The organism is Terrabacter sp. Root181, from assembly GCF_001428505.1.
Taxonomy (GTDB): Bacteria; Actinomycetota; Actinomycetes; order Actinomycetales; family Dermatophilaceae; genus Terrabacter.
This window is the reverse complement of record NZ_LMHU01000001.1, coordinates 45,436-63,678: the sequence shown is the minus strand read 5'-3', so window position 1 is coordinate 63,678 and position 18,243 is coordinate 45,436. Positions and strand designations below refer to the sequence as shown.

General features: G+C 73.4%; 17 protein-coding genes and 1 tRNA gene. 10 read left to right on the top strand and 8 right to left on the bottom strand.

Annotated features, from left to right (window positions below; translation table 11 throughout):
• Window positions 1–31: 31 nt before the first annotated feature.
• Genes ASD90_RS00305 through ASD90_RS00295 form a run of 3 tightly spaced genes read right to left on the bottom strand, consistent with a single transcriptional unit; the run spans window position 32 to window position 2,904 of the window.
• Entirely contained in the window at window positions 32–1,459 is a 1,428-nt protein-coding gene (locus tag ASD90_RS00305; protein ID WP_056750092.1) for a PP2C family serine/threonine-protein phosphatase, read from the bottom strand.
• A 4-nt stretch (window positions 1,460–1,463) separates the two neighbouring features.
• Window positions 1,464–2,057, bottom strand: coding sequence for an FHA domain-containing protein (locus ASD90_RS00300; RefSeq protein WP_056750089.1), 594 nt, complete (start codon window positions 2,055–2,057; stop codon window positions 1,464–1,466).
• Window positions 2,058–2,106: 49 nt separating this feature from the next.
• The gene (locus ASD90_RS00295; RefSeq protein ID WP_056750086.1) at window positions 2,107–2,904 is read right to left on the bottom strand and encodes a DUF3662 and FHA domain-containing protein; all 798 of its coding nucleotides are present in this window, start codon (window positions 2,902–2,904) and stop codon (window positions 2,107–2,109) included.
• Between the two features lie 222 nt (window positions 2,905–3,126).
• Between ASD90_RS00295 and ASD90_RS00290 the strand changes: the two genes are divergently transcribed.
• The 6 genes from ASD90_RS00290 (at window position 3,127) to ASD90_RS00265 (ending at window position 8,645) form a co-directional block, all read left to right on the top strand.
• A complete protein-coding gene (locus tag ASD90_RS00290) occupies window positions 3,127–4,710 on the top strand; it encodes a hypothetical protein (RefSeq protein ID WP_056750084.1) in 1,584 nt (527 codons plus the stop codon).
• Window positions 4,711–4,740: 30 nt separating this feature from the next.
• Window positions 4,741–5,565: an NAD(P)-dependent oxidoreductase gene (locus ASD90_RS00285; RefSeq protein ID WP_056750081.1), complete on the top strand. Its 825-nt coding sequence runs from the start codon at window positions 4,741–4,743 to the stop codon at window positions 5,563–5,565.
• 167 nt (window positions 5,566–5,732) lie between these two features.
• Window positions 5,733–5,815: transfer RNA gene (locus ASD90_RS00280), tRNA-Leu, on the top strand.
• A gap of 352 nt (window positions 5,816–6,167) precedes the next feature.
• Complete coding sequence (locus ASD90_RS00275; RefSeq protein ID WP_056750079.1) at window positions 6,168–6,578, top strand: hypothetical protein; 411 nt, start codon at window positions 6,168–6,170, stop codon at window positions 6,576–6,578.
• Between the two features lie 315 nt (window positions 6,579–6,893).
• Window positions 6,894–7,895: a serine/threonine-protein kinase gene (locus ASD90_RS00270; RefSeq protein WP_082588381.1), complete on the top strand. Its 1,002-nt coding sequence runs from the start codon at window positions 6,894–6,896 to the stop codon at window positions 7,893–7,895.
• Between the two features lie 99 nt (window positions 7,896–7,994).
• On the top strand, window positions 7,995–8,645 hold the full coding sequence (locus ASD90_RS00265) for an LON peptidase substrate-binding domain-containing protein (RefSeq protein ID WP_056750076.1): 651 nt from the start codon (window positions 7,995–7,997) through the stop codon (window positions 8,643–8,645).
• 213 nt (window positions 8,646–8,858) lie between these two features.
• Here the strand turns inward: ASD90_RS00265 and ASD90_RS00260 are convergent, their stop codons facing one another.
• On the bottom strand, window positions 8,859–9,566 hold the full coding sequence (locus ASD90_RS00260; RefSeq protein ID WP_056750068.1) for a M50 family metallopeptidase: 708 nt from the start codon (window positions 9,564–9,566) through the stop codon (window positions 8,859–8,861).
• Window positions 9,567–9,697: 131 nt separating this feature from the next.
• On the opposite strand from ASD90_RS00260, the gene ASD90_RS00255 reads away from it, so the two are divergent.
• Window positions 9,698–10,543: a matrixin family metalloprotease gene (locus tag ASD90_RS00255; protein WP_157622903.1), complete on the top strand. Its 846-nt coding sequence runs from the start codon at window positions 9,698–9,700 to the stop codon at window positions 10,541–10,543.
• 55 nt (window positions 10,544–10,598) lie between these two features.
• On the opposite strand, the gene ASD90_RS00250 is transcribed toward ASD90_RS00255, so the two are convergent.
• Window positions 10,599–11,600, bottom strand: coding sequence for a 2-dehydropantoate 2-reductase (locus ASD90_RS00250; RefSeq protein ID WP_200958510.1), 1,002 nt, complete (start codon window positions 11,598–11,600; stop codon window positions 10,599–10,601).
• Window positions 11,601–11,679: 79 nt separating this feature from the next.
• On the opposite strand from ASD90_RS00250, the gene ASD90_RS00245 reads away from it, so the two are divergent.
• From ASD90_RS00245 to ASD90_RS00235, 3 genes are read left to right on the top strand one after another with little or no spacing between them, the layout of a single operon-like run.
• Window positions 11,680–14,304: a molybdopterin-dependent oxidoreductase gene (locus tag ASD90_RS00245; protein ID WP_056750063.1), complete on the top strand. Its 2,625-nt coding sequence runs from the start codon at window positions 11,680–11,682 to the stop codon at window positions 14,302–14,304.
• Window positions 14,301–15,239: a xanthine dehydrogenase family protein subunit M gene (locus tag ASD90_RS00240; RefSeq protein ID WP_056750061.1), complete on the top strand. Its 939-nt coding sequence runs from the start codon at window positions 14,301–14,303 to the stop codon at window positions 15,237–15,239. Before ASD90_RS00245 ends, ASD90_RS00240 begins: the two co-directional genes overlap by 4 nt.
• The gene (locus ASD90_RS00235; protein ID WP_056750056.1) at window positions 15,236–15,730 is read left to right on the top strand and encodes a metallophosphoesterase family protein; all 495 of its coding nucleotides are present in this window, start codon (window positions 15,236–15,238) and stop codon (window positions 15,728–15,730) included. Before ASD90_RS00240 ends, ASD90_RS00235 begins: the two co-directional genes overlap by 4 nt.
• 17 nt (window positions 15,731–15,747) lie before the next feature.
• Here ASD90_RS00235 and ASD90_RS00230 read toward each other — a convergent pair whose 3' ends face one another.
• The 3 genes from ASD90_RS00230 to ASD90_RS00220 all read right to left on the bottom strand — a co-directional run bounded on the left by ASD90_RS00230 (window position 15,748) and on the right by ASD90_RS00220 (window position 18,136).
• Window positions 15,748–16,236: a DUF1269 domain-containing protein gene (locus ASD90_RS00230; protein ID WP_056750054.1), complete on the bottom strand. Its 489-nt coding sequence runs from the start codon at window positions 16,234–16,236 to the stop codon at window positions 15,748–15,750.
• A 173-nt stretch (window positions 16,237–16,409) separates the two neighbouring features.
• A complete protein-coding gene (locus ASD90_RS00225) occupies window positions 16,410–16,907 on the bottom strand; it encodes a DUF427 domain-containing protein (protein WP_235506331.1) in 498 nt (165 codons plus the stop codon).
• Window positions 16,904–18,136: a cysteine desulfurase-like protein gene (locus ASD90_RS00220; RefSeq protein WP_056750041.1), complete on the bottom strand. Its 1,233-nt coding sequence runs from the start codon at window positions 18,134–18,136 to the stop codon at window positions 16,904–16,906. The genes ASD90_RS00225 and ASD90_RS00220 overlap by 4 nt, the downstream gene beginning before the upstream one ends.
• Window positions 18,137–18,243: the final 107 nt, after the last annotated feature.

Genomic DNA, 18,243 nt, shown 5'->3' with positions numbered 1-18,243 from the left:
GTCCGGGGGGTCAGGGGCTCGACGGTCGTCGTCACGCCACGACCCCGGGGAGCGTCACGAGACCGTCGGTGGGCAGCGCGACGGCCGGAGGCGTCGTGATCGACGGGCTCAGGCGCGGCGTCGACGGCAGCGGGGAGGTGGGGTTCGTCGTCGGAGGCGTGGTCGGGACGGTCGACTGCGCCGGCGTCGGGGTCGTGCCGCACGGGGTGCCGGTCGCGGCGAGGTGCTGGCAGCGCACCGCCTCGGCGCGCAGGGCCGTGACCTTGACCAGCGCGTCGGCGAGGTCACGGGCGGGGATCGTGTTGCCGACGGCCGCCTGGACGTCGCTCGGCAGGTCGGAGACGAGGACGTCGGACGGCGACTCGACGTGGGAGAGGCTGATCGGGCCGAGGTCCTGGGAGACACCTCGGAAGATCGCGACGTGCCCGGCGTCGGTCGCGACGAAGTACTGCTTCTGCGACCAGGCCCACGCGGCATACCCGCCGGCGGCGAGGATGGCCGCGACGACGACGACGCTGATGGTGCGCAGCGCGATCTTCGAGCGGCGCGAGCGGGTGGGATCCTCGGCGAGCTCGAGGGAGTCGTCGTCGGGCTCGGCGCGGCCGGTGGCCTCGCGTGACAGGGCCGCGGCCTTCTCGGCGGGGCTGGTCGGGATGGCACGCGTGCGGCCGCGCATGCGCTTGCCCGCGGCGCCCACGACCTGGGGCACCGTGGTGGGCAGGTCGTCGCCGTCGGCGTCGACGACCTCGGCCACGATGACCGTGACGTTGTCGCGGGTGCTCGCCTTGAGGGCGACCTCGATGCACCGGTCGGCGGCCTCGTCGGGCGTGCGCGCCTCGCGGACGATCTCCTCGATGACGTCGGCGCCGACGAAGTCGGACAGGCCGTCGGAGCACAGCAGGAAGCGGTCACCGATCTTCGCCTCGCGCAGCGACGTGTCGGGCTCGTCGTCGGGCTGGCCGGTCATGACGCGAGTCACGACGGAGCGCTGCGGGTGGTGGCCGGCGTCCTCCTTGGAGATGCGGCCCTCGTCGATCAGCTGCTGGACGAAGGAGTGGTCCTTCGTGATCTGCGAGAACGTGTCGCCGCGCAGCATGAAGGCGCGCGAGTCGCCGATGTGGGCCATCGCCAGCTTGTTGCCGGTGCGCAGCATGACGATCGTCGTGCTGCCCATGCCGGCGAGGTCGGAGTTCTCGCGCATCGCCTTGGTCAGCCTGGCGTTCGCGGCGTGGAGCGCCTCCTCGAGGAGCGGGATCGCCTGGTCGGCGGTGACGTCCTCCTCGTCGAGCGGGGCGAGCTCTCCGACGATCATCGAGCTGGCGACGTCGCCTGCGGCGTGGCCGCCCATGCCGTCGGCGAGAACGAGCAGGTTGGGCCCGGCATACCCCGAGTCCTCGTTGCGGGACTTGGGGCCCAGCCCGAGGTCGGAGCGCGCGGCATAGCGCAGGGCGATGGCCATCCGGTCAGCCTCGCAGTTCGAGGACGGTCTTGCCGATCCGCAGGGTGGTGCCGATCTCGACCGGTCGCGACCCCGTCAGCCGGTCGCGGCCCATGAAGGTGCCGTTGGTCGAGCCGAGGTCCTCGACGACCCAGCCGTCGCGGCCCGAAGGGTCGGGATGGATGCGGCAGTGGCGGCCCGACGCGTAGTCGTCGTCGAGGACGAGCGCGCACTCGGGGTTGCGGCCGATGAGGATGCCGCCGCTGCGCAGGGGCAGTGACGTGCCGGTCAGCGGGCCCTCGGTGACGACGAGCGTCGTCGGGCTGCCCTTGCCGCGCCCCCGGCCCTTGCGGGCGGCTGCCTCGGGGGTGGTGGCAGCGGCACCGGCGGCGCCGGCGGCACCGGCGGCACCCGCGGCACCCGCGGCGGGCACCGGCGTGCGACGGGAGGTGGCCTTGCGGTCCTGCTTCTCGGCCTGCTTCAGCGCCTTGCGCTGCCCGCGGCGGCTCACGGCGGTGCCGTAGATGTCGGTGCGGAGCACGCCGACGACGCTGAAGATGAAGATCCACAGCAGCGCGAGCAGACCCAGCCGCAGCAGGGTGAGGGTGAGTTCACTCATGCGTCACCAGATGTCATCACCGGAGGGCCGTCCAAGGGGGTCATCGGGCTCACCGGCGTCCGGCTCGGAAGGTCGCCGACGTCCGGCCGATCGTGAGGCGGTCGCCGTCCTGGAGCCGCTGGCTCGAGACGCGCTCGCCGTTGACGAAGGTGCCGTTGGTGGAGTTGAGGTCGCGGATCGAGGTCACGAGGTGGGGACCGTCGGTGGTGACGCGGATCTCGCTGTGGCGGCGGGACACCCCGGGGTCGTCGATGACGATGTCGGCCGTCTCGTCGCGGCCGAGCGTCGTGAGGCTGCCGAGGAGGGGGTAGCGGTCGCCCCCGATGTCGAGCCACGGGCGGGCCGACGGGTTGGACCGGGGGGCCGGGCGGTGCACCGGCGCCTCGTCGATGGCCGTGCCGTTGTAGGTCTGCGGCCGCGCCGCAGGGGCCGGCTCGCGAGCGGCGGGCTCGCGAGCGGCGGGCTCGCGCCCGGCCTGCTTGGCGGTGGCGGGGCGCACGCGGAAGACACCCGTCTCGAGGCCCTCGCCCTCGACGAGCGCGACCTCGAGGGGGCCGCCGGGCTGGTAGCCCTGCGAGTCGGCGTGCTCCTGGGCCGCGGCGACGAGGTCGTCGGACAGGTCGTCCTCGTAGTCGCCGAGCCGCTCGTAGTCGGTCTGGCTCAGCTCGATCGTGTAGAGGTTGGGCACCATGGCCCGGCCGTGACCGAGGAGCGCCGCCCGGTCGTCCATGGCGCGGCGGATGGCCGAGGCGATCTCGACAGGCTGCACCTCGGACTTGAACGCCTTGGCGAAGGCACCGTGGACAGCCTTGGCGAGACCGTGCTCGACACGGTTGATGATTCCCACGCCGTCTCCTCCTCCTTGGTGAGCGCTCCTGTCGGGCGCTTCATCGTAACCGGGTCAGCACCCCGAGCCTCCAACCGACAGTCGGCGCGGGGTGCCACGAAACGTCCGTTTGCGCCCGCTGGGGCATGGCCGGCGGGTTTGATGTGTGGCGGAAGCATGGGACTATCACACGGGGTCCCGCGGCGGGGTCCCGCACGTGGTTAGGCCAGCAAGGAGTGCTCGATGAGCAAGGACGACACCGGAAACACCGAGAGCCAGGGCATCCCCGGCTTCTCGGCGAACAACTCCATCCCGGGTGGTTTCGCCCTTCCCATCCCGACGGCGACCGGCGGTGCTGCCCAGCCCGACGAGGCCCCGGCCGACCCGTGGAGCTCGACGTGGGAGGACACCTCCTGGCAGTCGGGCGACACCGGTGAGATCCCGACGGGCGCCGACGACGCCGACTCCTCCACCAACCAGTGGACCGACTCCTATGAGTACGGCGGCGAGACCGCCGCCCACGACACCTCCGAGCGCAACGGCCACGCCCAGAACGGCAGTGCGGTCAACGGGGCGGACACCTCGGACGCCTCGTCCTCGACGAGCTCGTGGACCGACTGGGAGCCCTCCGACCCGGGAACGGCCGACTGGTCGGCGAGCGGCACCGTCGCCTCCGACGAGACCTACGCTGAGGAGACGTACTCCGGGTGGACGCCCGCCGGTTCCACCGCGGCGGACGAGCCCTCGGCCAATACGGCCGACCACTCCGCCGCGCAGCAGGCGTATGCCGCCCGGCCGGCCGTCGACCCCGACGTGGCCGCCGCGGCCGCCGAGCTGGGCTACGACATCGACACCTCGGCGGACCCGTCCTACGACCTGACCCCCGCGCCGCGCACCGGCAACTCCGACCGCCCGAGCGCCGAGGACCTCATCACGGCCCGCTCGAAGGGGGAGCGCCAGAAGGTCAAGGCCAACTCGGGTCTGCGCAAGGCGTTCGGCCTCGGTCCGAGCGTCAAGGAGATGCTCGAGCGCGACCGCATCGACCGCATCGCGCGCCCGCTCAACGGCCGCAAGACGATCATGGTCATCAACACCAAGGGTGGCGGTGGCAAGACGCTCGTCACCCTCATGCTCGCCAGCTACCTGGGGCGCTACCGCTCGGGTTCCGTGCTCGCGTGGGACAACAACGAGACCGAGGGCACGCTGGGCATGCGCGCGCCGTCGCAGAGCCACCACCGCACGGTCGTCGACCTGCTCGGTGCCCTGCCGACGATCGCCAACGACCCCACTGCCGGCACGTCCGAGCTCGAGCACTGGGTGCGCGAGCAGCGGGGCCTGTCGTTCGACGTGCTCGCCTCGGCCGACGACGACGAGGCGATGCGCATCATCGGCGAGTCGGAGTTCGAGAACCTCCACACGCAGCTCTCGCGCTTCTACCGGATGATCGTCGTCGACACGGGCAACAACCGTCTGTCGCCGAACTGGCTCGCGGCGGCTGCCCGCGCCGACATCCTCGTCTTCGCCACGTCGCTCAAGGACGACACGTCCGTCGTCGCGGCCAAGAACCTCGACGCGCTCGTCGCGATGGGCCGGGGCGACCTCGTGCGCAACGCGGTCTGCGTCATCTCGCACACCTCGGCCAAGGGCAACGACGTCGGAGCCGGCGTCCACACGCGCGAGCACTTCGAGCAGTGGGTGCGCGCCGTCGTCGACATCCCCTACGACCCGATGCTCGCGCCGGGCCTGCACCTCGACCCGCTCAAGATCAGCCGCAAGACGCACGAGTGCTGCATGGAGATGGCTGCCGTCGTCGTCGACGGCCTCTGATCCCGGAACCCGAGCGGCGAGGCTGCTGACGTGGCCGTCATCGCGCTGACCGGCGCCGCAGGGCGCATCGCGACCGCGGTGCGCCCCCGTCTGCGCGCGGCGGGCCATCGGGTCGTCCTCTGCGACGGCGCCGGGGTGGTCGTGCCCGGCGTCGACCCGGCGACCGAGCGGGTGCTCGCGTGCGACCTGCGTGACGTCGCGGCCCAGGCCGAGGCGTTCGCGGGCGCCGACCTCGTCGTGCACCTCGGCGCCCACTCCGACGAGCGGTCCTGGTCCGACATCCTCGCCGTCAACATCGACGGCACGCACGCCGTCTGCGAGGCGGCCCGGCTCGCCGGTGTGGGTCGGATGCTGCTCGCGAGCTCGGTGCACGCGGCGGGCTACGTGCCGGTGGACTCCCCGCTCGCCCGCGAGGGGATGCCGCTGCCGGCGCCCGACACGTACTACGGCGTCAGCAAGGCGGCGCTCGAGGCGCTCGGCGGGTTGTATGCCGGCCGCTTCGCCATGACGGTCGTCAGCGCCCGGATCATGACCTTCGACGACGCGCCGGGTGGCCCGCGCTCGCTGCAGTCGTGGCTCTCCCCCGACGACATGACGCGGCTCGTGCTGGCGGCGCTGACCACGGACGCCGGCGGTCACCACGTCGTGTGGGGCGTCTCGCGCAACACGCGGCGCCGGGTCGACCTGGCGCCGGGGCTCGCGATCGGCTTCGACCCGCAGGACGACGCGGAGGCGTATGCCTGGGGCGTCGAGCAGCGGGACCCGAGCAGCCCGCCCGGAGTGCTCGGAGGCGGGTTCGCGACTCCGGACTACCGGCTGGGCGAGCCGCACGGCGGTGCGCGCGACCGACTCTGACCCGGCTGGTCGATCGGCCGATGGTCTGCGCCCTGGTGTGGTGATCACCCCACCGGACGGCGGACCATCCGACGTGTCACGGCGAGCCGGAATGGGCTGACGAGCCCACGCCGGGGGACCCGGTTTGGCGATAGCGGGCCTGATACAGCACACTGTCTCCTTGTCACGCGCGAGTGGCGGAATGGCAGACGCGCTGGCTTCAGGTGCCAGTGTCCGAAAGGGCGTGGGGGTTCAAATCCCCCCTCGCGCACGCGATGACGAAGGGCCCCAGTTCTCGGAACTGGGGCCCTTCCGCGTGTGCGGGCCCTTCGTCATCGCGTGCGCCGCCCGGGATTTGGGAGGAGCCGGAGCGAAGCGGAGGCGACGGTTCCCCCCTCGCGTACCAGGACCGATCCGTCCGTTCTGAGGTGGCTTCGTCCGCGAATTCGTCGAAGCAGCACGCCGTTCGGTATCTGGAGCCCGGATCGGGCGTCTGTCCGCTACCCAGCTAGATCAGCTCCAGTCGCGCCACACGGAACCCCGGACGGCGCGACGCCCCCGGGAATGATCGCGGTCCAGGCGCGGCCGTGCGGGGTCGACTCTCCACCCGAAAGGAGCGCCACATGTCCAGTCAGTCCTCCACCACCACCACCCTCGCGCGTCGCTCGGCCGCAGCGCTCGGCACCTCGGCAGTCCTCTGCCTGGCTCTCGCCGGTCCGGCGCTCGCCATGAAGCTGCCCGACCCGATTCCCGTCCCGCAGGCCTCGTCCGCCCCGTCGGACTGCGTCTACGTCGGCGGTGCCTCGGCCGTGTCCTGCCGCGACCAGTCGTCGGCGTCCCCGGGCTCCGGCGCGGGGTCGGCCTCCGCGGCCGAGCAGGGTACGCCCGAGGTGGCCACGCCCGTGTCGCCCCGCGTCGTCCTGCCCTCGCCCGAGCCGTCCGACCTGCCGGCGATCGGCATCGGGGTCGCCGCTGCGGTCGTCATCGCGGGTGGGCTCATGATCGCGTCGACGAACCGCCGACGCGCCGCTTGAGATCCCGCCTGAGATCGCGCCTGCGATCTCGCCCCAGGACCCCCGACCGGGGCCCCGGACGCGTCACCCGGCCCGACGGCACACGACCATCGTGTGCCGTCGGGCTCGTGGCGCGAAGCGGACCACATCGACGGTTCGAGGCAGTGATGCGAGGGGTATGTAGGCGGGAGCCGTGCGACCGGGGGGACGGTTCTGCAGAGCCCCAGCCCGTGAATGTTCATTCATTGCGGGGTCCCGTACCATGACCGCTGACGAAGGCCCCTGAGATGTCAACTGACGTGCACCTTCAGACCGAAAGGCCCCGGTGCCACTGACATGAACCGCCTGCAGGAAGGGTTCGTCCTCGGCGACCGCTATCAGCTGGAGAGCCGCATCGCCTCCGGGGGGATGGCCGATGTCTGGGCCGGCACCGACTTCGTGCTGCGGCGCGAGGTCGCGGTCAAGGTCATGCGCCCCGACGCCGACCACGAGCGGCTCTTCGCCCTCCGCTTCCGCGACGAGGCGGTGCACTCGGCGGCGCTGCTGCACACCAACATCGCGACGGTCTTCGACTACGGCGAGGACCAGGGCCTCGCGTTCCTCGTCATGGAGCTCGTCTCCGGCGAGCCGCTCTCCGCTGTCCTCACCCGACGCGGGCCGCTGGTACCGAGCGAGGTCCGCTCGATCATGGGTCAGGCCGCGCTCGCGCTCGGCGTCGCCCACGAGGCGCGCGTCGTGCACCGCGACATCAAGCCGGCCAACATCATGGTGCGCGAGGACGGGCTCGTGAAGCTCACCGACTTCGGCATCGCGCGCGCTCTCGACGCGTCCGGTCACACGCAGCACGGCGAGATGCTCGGCACGCCCAACTACATCAGTCCCGAGCAGGCGCTCGGCCACGCCGCCACGGGCGCGAGCGACCTCTACGCCCTCGGCGTCGTCGGCCACGAGATGCTCGTGGGCAAGCGTCCCTTCGACCGCGGCACCCCCATCGCCACGGCCCTCAGCCACGTCAACGAGCCACCCCCGCCGCTGCCCGACGACGTGCCGGAGGACCTGCGCGACCTCATCGCCGAGTGCCTCGAGAAGGACCCCGAGAAGCGTCCGGCCAACGCGGCCGCTGTCGCCGTCCGCCTCGGCCTGGGCGACCAGGAGCTGCGCGGTCTCGCGCTCGGCCTCGCGACGGCCATCAACGGCTCGCCCGCCGAGATGCTTGACGAGGTTGAGGAGCTCCACGGCGAAGTCCGGGACCCGGCGCAGCGCACCGGCTCCAACCCCGCCGTGACGGCCGACCAGCTCGGCGCCACGCAGGCGATGCCGTCCGGCGCCCGCGACTGACCGCGCCGGGTCCACTCCGGGTCGGCACCGGCCACACGTGGTCCCCCGGGGCTCGACAGCGTTCCTGCCGCTGCTGTCGATCCGACCTAGGCTGACTCCATGGCGACCCTGCCGCTCTTCCCGCTCGGCACCGTGCTCATGCCCGGTGGGCGGTTGCCCCTGCAGATCTTCGAACCGCGCTACGTCCGGCTGCTCCGGGACCTGCTCGACGGGCAGGACGAGCGCTCCCCCGTCTTCGGGGTCGTCGCGATCCGGGAGGGCTACGAGGTCGGCGAGGAGGGCGTGCGCGCCCTGCACCCCATCGGCTGCGGCGCCCTGCTCACCCAGGCCGCTGCGCTCGAGGGCGAGCGGTTCCTCGTCGTCTCGGAGGGCACGGACCGCTTCCGGCTCGACGCCATCGACGAGTCCGCCGGCACGCCGTACACCACGGCCCGCGTCACCTGGCTGACCGAGCCCGACGGCGACGCCGCGACCGTCACCCTCCTCGCGGCCCGCCTCCGCGCCGAGCTCGCCGTCTTCGCCGCGGTGACGGGCACCGACCCCGAGCTCCCGGCCGACGACCGTGCCCTCGCGTATGCCGTGTCCGACGCCGTGAGTCTGGACGTGGCCGACCGCCAGCGCCTCCTCGCGAGCAGCGACACGGAGTCGCGCCTGCGGCTCGGCCTCGAGCTGGTCAGGCGTGAGCGCGAGTTCGCCGCTGCCCTCGGCGCGGTCGCCCGGCCGCCGATCCCGCCCTTCAGCCTCAACTGACCTCATCGCGAAGGCCGACCGCCTGCAGGCGGGGCCCAGCCCGGCGGCATGCCAGTGATCTCCCTGCATGCCGCCGGGCCGTCGCCGTGGTCATCCGTGCACCGGATGCGGCGTCCCCGAGGTGTGGTGCAGGGTGGTCCCCCTGCCTCCACCCGATCTTCGCTTACCCATTTTCCCGGCGCGTCGACCACCGACAGCCGGCCTTCGTGCCGGTCAGTGCAGGGTGGCGACGACCTCGGCCGCGACGACCCACGTCGCGAGGGCGCACACGACGACGAACGAGAGGTTCCAGGCGGCACGTGGCAGGTGCGTCAGCGAGGCGAGGACGCCCGGGTCGCTGCCGCTGCTGCGGTCGCCCAGCACCGCGAGCAGATGGCGCCAGGCCCCGACGACGAGCACGACGCCCAGGCCGACGAGCACCTGCGTCTGCAGCGCGTCGTCGCGCCACCACCAGAGGGCGGCCGATCCGGCGATGGCGACGAGCATGACGACGACCGTGAGCGCCGACCGCACCCGGACGAGGGCGAAGAGGAGGACGGCGAGACCGGCCGTGATGACGGGGGCCGCCCAGCCGCGCTCGGCCGCCCACACCATCGCGGCGCCGAGCAGCGCCGGCATCGGGTATCCCGACCACGTCGAGGCCATGCGGCCGGGGCCGCGCACCGGGCCACGGGTCACGGCGTGGCCGGACATGTCACCGCGGAGCACGAAACCCGTGAACTGCCGCCCGACGAGCACCCCGACCACGGCGTGACCGAGCTCGTGCACGAGGGTGACGGCGAGGCGTACGACCTTCCACAGCGGCTCGACGGCAACGAGGACGAGCGCGATGCCGAGGACGATCAGCAGCCGGGGGGCGGCCAGGGCGACGTCACCGGTCGCCGGGACCACCCGGTCGCGCACCGCCTCGAACCAGTCCACGGACGCAGAACCTAGCCGACACGGTTGTGGGTGCCCGAGGTGGACCCCCGTTGGGTACGGAAAGAGGAGTCGCGCGCGAGGCGCAGGCTCTCGATGCGACAGGACGGGCGGTTCACGGCACCATGCAGGACATGCGTCAGGGGTCCCTCGTTCGCGCACCCGGTCGGCACCGAGCCACCGGCGCGAGTGCGTCCCGCGGGCGCCGGCCCGTGTGGCTCGGCACCGTGATCCTCGCCGTGCTCGCGATCACGGTCCCGCTGTGGCTGTGGCAGGCGCGGCCGTTCGACTCGAGGCACGGCATCGGGGTCGACTCCCCGCCGGCCGGCATCGGCGCGGCCCAGGCCCCGCTCGGTGACCCCCCGTCGATGCCGGGCGGCCACGGCGGCTACACGTTCATGCGGATGCAGGCCGACGGCCTGGACCCGGTGGCCTACGACCCCTGCCGGCCGATCCACTTCACGACGAGCACGGTCCGCCTGCCGCCCGGTGGCGACGCCCTCGTGCGCGAGGCCGTCGCGACGATGTCCGAGGCGAGCGGGCTGCGCTTCGTCGACGACGGCCTGACCGACGAGGGGCCTACCCCCGAGCGCGACCCGTACCAGCCCGACCGCTACGGCGACCGCTGGGCGCCGGTCTACGTCGCCTTCGCGACGCCCGAGCAGATCCCGAGGCTCGCGGGCGGCACCGTCGGACTCGGCGGCAGCACGCCGCGGGCTGCCGGTGACGGGGTCCTCGTCTACGTCACCGGGTCGGTCTGGCTCGACGCGAAGGCGATGCACGACCTGCTCGCCGCGGGCCGACGCGACTCCGCCCGCGCCGTCGTCGAGCACGAGATCGGGCACGTGCTCGGGCTCAACCACGTGTCCGACGGCTCGCAGCTCATGTCGCAGACGGGCGGCACGGGGGCCGGCCCCGCCGACGGCGACCGGCGCGGGCTCTCGATCCTCGGTCGTGGGGTGTGCCGCCCCGACCTCTGAGCGTCACCCGGGCTCGGACGCCGCCGAGGGCGTACGCCATCAGCGCGGTCACCGGTCAGCCGAGCAGCGCCCCTGGGTGGCGTGAGGTGAGCACCTCGAGCAGCAGGCGGTGCAGCGGCACGTCCACGCCGGACTCGCTCGCGAGGCGCACGACGGCGCCCGTCCACGCGTCGAGCTCGGACGGCCTGCCCTCGAGCAGGTCCCGCTGCAGCGACGTCGTCGCGTCGGCGGGCTGGTCGTCGACGAAGGCCATCGTGCCCGCGACCACGCGCTCGGGCAGGTGTGTGCCGCGTGCCCGGGCCAGCGTCTCCACCTCCCGCATCGCTTCCTGAAGGAGCGCCCGGCTCGACGGCTTCGTGCGCAGCTCGCCGATGGTCGAGTCGAGGGCGGCGCCGAGCCCGCCGAAGGGCACGACGAAGAGCATCTTCGACCACAGCTCGGCCCAGATGTCGTCGGGCACGGGCGACACCGCACCCGAGGCCGTCACCGCCTCGCGGAGCCGGGCGACCCGGTCGGACGGCGCGGGAGCGGCCGACCACTCGTCGAAGGCCAAGGAGGCGGGGCCGCCCGCGTGCGTGATGCGGCCGGGACCGTCGATGTAGGCGAAGATCTTGGCGATGCCGGGCAGCACCGCGGAGCGCCCGACGACGGCGGCCACCTGGTCGGGCGCCTCGACCCCGTTCTGGGTGGTGACGACGGCCGTGCCGGGTCCGACGAGCGAGCGCAGCGACTCGAGGACGGGTGGCAGCTGCCACGTCTTGACCGCGAGCAGGACCGCGTCGACGACGCCGATCGACGTCACGTCGTCGGTGGCGTGCGCGGGCTCGACCGTGAAGTCGCCGGCGACGCTCGTCACGACGAGACCGCTGTCGCGGATCGCCTCGAGGTGGTCGCCCCGCGCCACGAACGTGACGTCGTGCCCGGACGCCGCGAGCCGCCCGCCGAAGTAGCCGCCGATCCCGCCCGTGCCGAGCACCGCGATGCGCATGACCGTGTCCTCCTCGTCGCTGCGGGTCGCCGTTCCGGCCGTGGGTCGGCGCGGACGAGAGCCCTCCACACCATCATCGCGCCGCGGCCGATCCGGAGGTAGCGTCGGTTCGCACCGTCTCGTCGAGACGCAGCCGCAGGGAGGCCTCATGGAGCTCACCACCACGGTCAACGACGAGGCGCGGGTCGTCGAGGTCGAGGGCACCGAGTCGGCCGTCGACGTCGTGCGCGACCGCCTCGGCCTGACCGGCACCAAGCTCGTCTGCGGCAGCGGCGTCTGCGGCGCGTGCACGATGCTCGTCGACGGCGAGCCGGTGCTCGGCTGCCTCACCCCGGCGACCCGGCTGCGCGACGCGAGCGTGACGACCGTCGAGGGCCTGGCCGACGGCGACGACCTCCATCCCGTGCAGCGCGCCTTCGCCCACCACGACGGGCTCCAGTGCGGCTACTGCACACCGGGATTCGTCGTCGACGCAGTCGCCTTCCACGACCGGTGGCGGGCCGAGCGCGGTGCCGCCGGTGCCGCCGGGGAGGTCGGAAAAGCCGGTGCCGACGGGCCCGACCGCGAGACGATCGCCGAGGCCCTCGCCGGCCACCTGTGCCGCTGCGGCTCGTACGAGGGGATCTACCGCGCGGTCGCCGCCGCGTGCCGCGGCGAGCACGACGACGGGGCCGGCCACGTCGAGCGCGTCGACGCCCCTGCCAAGGTCACCGGGGCCGCCGTCTACACGACGGACGTCGTCCTGCCCGGCATGCTGCACGCCGCGATCCGCCGGTCCGACGTGGCGGCCGGGACCGTCGGTCCGATCCGCTTCCCGGACGGCGTCGTCGGCCTCGACGTCCTCGGCGACGACCGACGCGTGCGCTGGGCCGGTCAGCCGATCGCCGTCGTCGCGGCAGAGTCCCTCGCCGAGGCGCGCCGGGTCGCGCGCGAGCTCGTCGTGCCCGTGACGCCCCTCGACTTCGTGCTCGATCCCGAGGCGGCCGTGCGCCCGGGTGCCCCGCTCGTCTACCCGACGCGGGGCGAGCGCAAGGCCGCGCCGTCCGCCGGTGAGGGTGGGTCGATGCCGGCGCCATGGGACGGCAACCGCCACGGGCCCTCGCGCAGCCCCTTCCTGGGCACCCTCGCCAAACGCCGCGTCGGTGCCGCGCGCGCCGCCGGGAGACCGGGCCTCGTCGAGCTGGAGTTCCACACCGCGGCCCAGCTGCACACGGCCTTCGAGCCGCACGCCTGCGTCGCCGACTGGACCGACCCGCAGCATCTGCGGGTCTGGCTCAGCACCCAGGGCGTGGACCTCATGCGGCACGCCATCGCCGACCGCTTCGACCTCGACCCCACGCAGGTGGAGGTCGTCGCCGAGCACGTCGGCGGCGGGTTCGGGGCCAAGCTCTCACTCACGACGGAGGCCACGAGCGCGATCTCCCTGAGCCGTCTCGCGCGTCGACCGGTGCGGCTCGTGCTCGACCGGCACGAGGAGCTGACCGGCACCGGCAACCGCCCGGGCAGCCGGTCGCGCGTCTCGATGCTCGTCGACGACGACACGCAGGCCGTCAGGGCGCTCGTCGTCGACACCGACAGCCACGCGGGGGTCGCGATCGGCAACAGCGTGGCCGCCCTGTCGATGCTGCTCTACGAGCGCACGCCGCGCCTGGCCCGCGACGTCGACGTCGTGACGAACGCGCCTCCCGGAGCGCCGTTCCGGGGACCCGGCGGCCCGACGAGCGCCTGGTCGCTCGAGCAGACCGTCGACGAGGTCGCCCACCGCTTCAACCGCGACCCGATCGGGCTGCGCGCCCAGTGGGACGGCAACCAGAAGCGTCAGGCGCTCTACCGCTGGGCGAGTGCGCTCCCGACGTGGGAGCGGCGACCCGCCACCGGCAGCCAGTCCGGGCGCTTCCGGCGCGGCGTCGGTGTGGCTGCCGGCAACTGGATCTACCTCGTCGACCCCGACTGCGAGGTCGTCGTGTCCGTCGAGGCCGGTCACCTGGTCGCGTCGACGGCTGCGCAGGACATGGGGACCGGGAGCCGCACGGTCGTCGCCCGGGCGGTGGCGGGTGTCTTTGACGTCGACCCGTCCGCCGTCGAGGTCCGGCTCGGTCGCTCCCACGGCGGCACGTCCCACGGCCCGGCGTCCGGGGGCAGCCGCACGACGGTGTCGCTGTGGTCGACCGCCGTCGAGGCGGCGACCAGCCTCCGTGATCGGGTCGGCACCGACCTCGACCGTGCCCCGGCCGGCGCGTCGGCGACGGCGAAGCGCGGCGGCGACCGCGGTCTCCGAGCCGTCCCGATGACGATGAACGGCATCCAGGTCGGCCGCGGCTTCTCGGCGGCCCTGCACGTCACCGAGGTCGAGGTCGACACCCGCACCGGGAAGACCCGGGTTCTCCGCGTCCACGGCGGCATCGCCGTCGGCCGCATCCACGCCCCGGTCCTCGCCCGCAGCCAGTGCGAGGGCTCGATCATCCAGGGCGTCGGGCTCGCGCTCTACGAGAACCAGGTCCTCGACCCGCACACCGGACTCACCCTCACGGCCAACCTCGAGGACTACCGCATCCCGCAGCTGGGAGACACCCCCGAGATCGACATCCACTTCCACGAGGAGGGGTGGGACCGCGTGCCGGGCGGTGGCGTCGGGCTGGGCGAGGTCGCCACCGTCAGTCCCGCGGCCTCCGTGGGGAACGCCATCTTCAACGCCACGGGCTGGCGACCCCTGTCACTGCCGGTGCGTCCAGACCGGCTCCTCGAGGGACTGCGCACGGAGGTCACGCGATGAGCATCACGATCCTCACGGCATACGACGAGCGGCCCGACGGCGCAGGCGAGCTCGTCTATCGCGCCGGCGGCACCGACCTGCAGGAGCGGCTGCGCACGACCGGCGCGACGCCGCACGTCCTCGACCTGACGGGGGTGCCCGGCTTCGCCGCGGTCGAGCGCACCGACGCCGCCACGACCCTCGGCGCGGGCGTCACCGTCGCCACCATCGCTCACGACCTGGCTGCCGACTACCCGGCGCTCGCGCTCACGGCCGCGGGCCTGGCGACCCCCCAGGTGCGCACCGCGGCGACGATCGGCGGCAACCTGCTCCAGCGCACCCGCTGCTGGTACTTCCGCCACCCGCACACGTCGTGCTTCAAGTCGGGCGGCGAGGGCTGTCCCGCGCGCGACGGGCGCCACCTCTACGGCGTCGTCTTCGACACCGCCCCGTGCGTCCACCCGCACCCGTCGTCCCTCGCCATGGCCCTGATGACGTATGCCGCCACCATCGACACGACGCAGCGTGACGGTCTCGGGGTGGGCGACGTGCTCGGCGACGGGTCCGACCCGAGCCGTGACCACCTGCTCGCCGACGACGAGGTGCTGACCCGGGTGACGCTGCCACCCCCCGCGGCGGGCGAGCGGGCGGCCTACTTCCGCTCGATCAGCCGGTTCGAGGCGGAGTGGCCGCTCGTCGAGGCGGTCGTCCGCGTCGTGCGCGACGACGCCGGGACCGTCACGTCGTGCGGGGTCGCGATCGGCGGGGTCGCGCCGGTTCCCTTGCGGCTCGGTGCGGTCGAGGAGCTGCTGACCGGGACGTCGCTCAATGACGACACCGTTTCCGCGGCGGCTGAGGAGGCGACGCGCGGTGCCCGCCCGCTCCCCGAGACCGGCTACAAGGTGCAGCTCGTCGAGGCCACGGTCCGCGAGGTGCTCGAGCGCGTGCGGTCGTGAGGGTCCTCGTCGTCTCCGACACCCACGCGCCCCGCCACTGGAAGGCCTGCCCGCCGGCGCTGCTCCCGCACCTCGAGTCGGCCGACGTCATCCTCCACGCCGGTGACGTCTGCACCCCCGACGTGCTCGACCTGCTGGCGACCTTCGCGCCGGTGCACGTCGTCATGGGCAACAACGACGTGCCCGAGGTCGCCGCGTGGGGCGCCCCCGAGACGATGGAGATCGAGCTCGAGGGCCTGCGCATCGGGATGGTCCACGACAGCGGGCAGCGACAGGGGCGCACCGCGCGGATGCGGCGGCGCTTCCCCACCGCCGACCTCGTCGTGTTCGGGCACTCGCACATCCCGCTCGACGAGACCGGCGACGGCGTGCGCATCCTCAACCCGGGCTCGCCCACCGACCGACGGCGCCAGCCGGCCGGGACCTTCGCGACCCTCGACGTGCGCGACCGGACGCTCGTCGAGGCGCGGATCGTGCCGCTTCCGCGCTGAACCGCTCCCGGCAGGGCTCAGCGACCGCCGAAGGTCTCCAGGAGGATCTGGCGCTCGCCGTCCGTGAGGTTGGTGGCGACGAGCTTGCTGTGGATCCCCCGGAGGCGCTCGCCGACGCGGTCGAGGTCGCCCTGCTCGGTGACGACGAAGAGCGCCGACGTGCCCGGGGTCAGCTCGGTGCGGATCGTCTCGAGCTGCTCCTTGGTGATGCCGGCGTCCTCCGTCATCTTGCTGATGGCCCCGATGGCCGCTCCGACGACGCCCCCGACGACCGGGACGAAGAAGAGCGCGCCGACCAGCACTCCCCAGAGCGCGCCCCAGCCCGTGCCACGCCACTTCTCGTCGTTCCCGTGGCTCATGCTGGGATGCTCGTCGCCCTCGGGCCACGTGACGACGGCGTGGTCGACGACCTTGAGGAAACCCTCCGCCTGACAGTCCTCGAGGACGGACTCGGCGTGGTCTGCGCCGTCGAGGTCGTCGAACTTCCATACCGTGAAGGCAGCCATGTCCTGCTCCTTTGCGTGGCGCCGTGGCGGGCCCGGCCGTCCGGCGGTGGGTGCGAGTGGTGTCGTCGGGTCCACGTGCGTCGCCGGACGCACGTCTCCCCATGGACCACCCTGCCGCTCCCGGCCGCCGTGATCCTCCCCCTCTCAGGGTGAGGTCTGGCGCCTCCGCGCCGTCACCAGCCCCAGGAGCCGGGGCCGCCCTTGAAGGGGCCGACGACCCGGTCGGTGATCCAGCCGCCGTAGAAGCCGCCCTCCTGCGCCCGCACCCTCTCGCCGTCCACGAGGCACGCGTCGACGAGTCCCGGCATGACGGCGACGTGACCGGCCAGGACGGCATACGTGGCCACGGGCTCGGGGTAGGTCCACGCGGCGCGGGCCGCGCGCAGCCCGCCACCGACGACGTCGAAGTAGGCGGCGCGACCCTTCCACTCGCACACGGTGCTGCCCTGGACGGGCACGAGCGCGCCGTCGACGAACGCGTCGAGCGGCAGGTAGTAGGTCGGCGGGTGGCTCGTCTCGAGGACGCGGAGCGAGGAGCGGGTGCGGGCCACGACCTCGCCGCCGAGGTGCACCTCGACCAGCTCGTCGCTCGGGTCGACCGCCGGCGGACGCGGGTAGTCCCACACCGACTCCTGGCCCGGGCCGGCCGGGAGGGGCACCGCTCGGCTCACCGGGACACCCCGCAGATCTCCTCGAGCCCGGTCGCGAGCCGGTCGACGTCGTCAGCGTTCGTGTAGGGCGCGAGGCCCATCCGCAGCCCGCCGCTGGCGCCGAGCCCGAGGTGGTGGCTGCACTCCCACGCGTAGAAGCTGCCGGCTGGGGCGTTGACACCGCGCTCGGCCAGCGCCGTGCGCAGGTCCTGCGGGTCGTGCCCCTCGACCGTGACGAGCACGGTCGGCGTCCGACGCTGCGCGTTGCTGTATGCCGTCAGCCCCGGGATCGCGCGAAGCCGCGCCTCCAGCGTGGTGAGGAGGGCGTCCTCGTGCGCCTCGAGGGCGGCGAACGAGGCGACGAGTCGCTCCCGGCGCGGCCGCGAGGGGTCGGTGAGGGCGAGGTCGGCGAGGAAGTCGACGGCCGCCGTCGTGCCGGCGAGCAGCTCGTAGGGCAGCGTGCCGAGCTCGAAGCGCTCGGGCACGGCGTCCGACGAGGGCACGAGCTTGGCGGGGTGCAGCGTCTCGAGCAGCGCGGACGAGGCGCCGAGGACGCCGAGGTGCGGGCCGAGGAACTTGTAGGGCGAGCAGACCCAGAAGTCGGCGCCGCTCGCCGGCACGTCGGTGAGCACGTGCGCGGTCGCGTGCACGCCGTCGACCCAGAACAGCGCCCCGGCCGCGTGGACGATCTCGGCGATGGCGGGCAGGTCGGGGCGGGTGCCGATGAGGTTGGACGCGGCGGTCACGGCGACGAGGCGGGTGCGCTCGCCGACGACGGCGGCGACGGCCTCGGGTGCGAGCTCGCCGGTGCTCGGGTCGAACTCGGCCCACCGGACGGTGGCGCCCCGAGCCTCGGCAGCGAGGACCCACGGACGGACGTTGGCGTCGTGGTCGAGGCGGCTGACGACGACCTCGTCGCCGGGACCCCAGTCCGACGAGAGCGTGCGCGCGAGGTGGAAGGTCAGCTCCGTGGCCGACCGGCCGAAGACGACGCCGCCCGGCTCGACCGACAGCAGGTCGCCCATCGCGGCGCGCGCCTCGACGACGACGCGGTCGGCGCGGCGCTCGGCCGCGGTCACGGAGCCGCGGTTCGAGATGGCGGAGGTCAGCGTCTCGACGACAGCCGTGGCGACGGTGTCGGGCACCTGCGACCCACCGGGGCCGTCGAAGTGCGCCGCCCCCTCGTGGAGGGCGGGGAAGTGCCAGCGGATCCGGTCGACGTCGTACGCGGAGGGTGCCAGGGGTGCCATGGCCCCATCTTCGCCGAGGGACCACGAGATCGTCCGTTCGGGACCCGCGGGGTCCTGATGCGGCCTACCGTCGGTGTGAGGGGTGGTCGTCCATCGTCCTGCCCGCA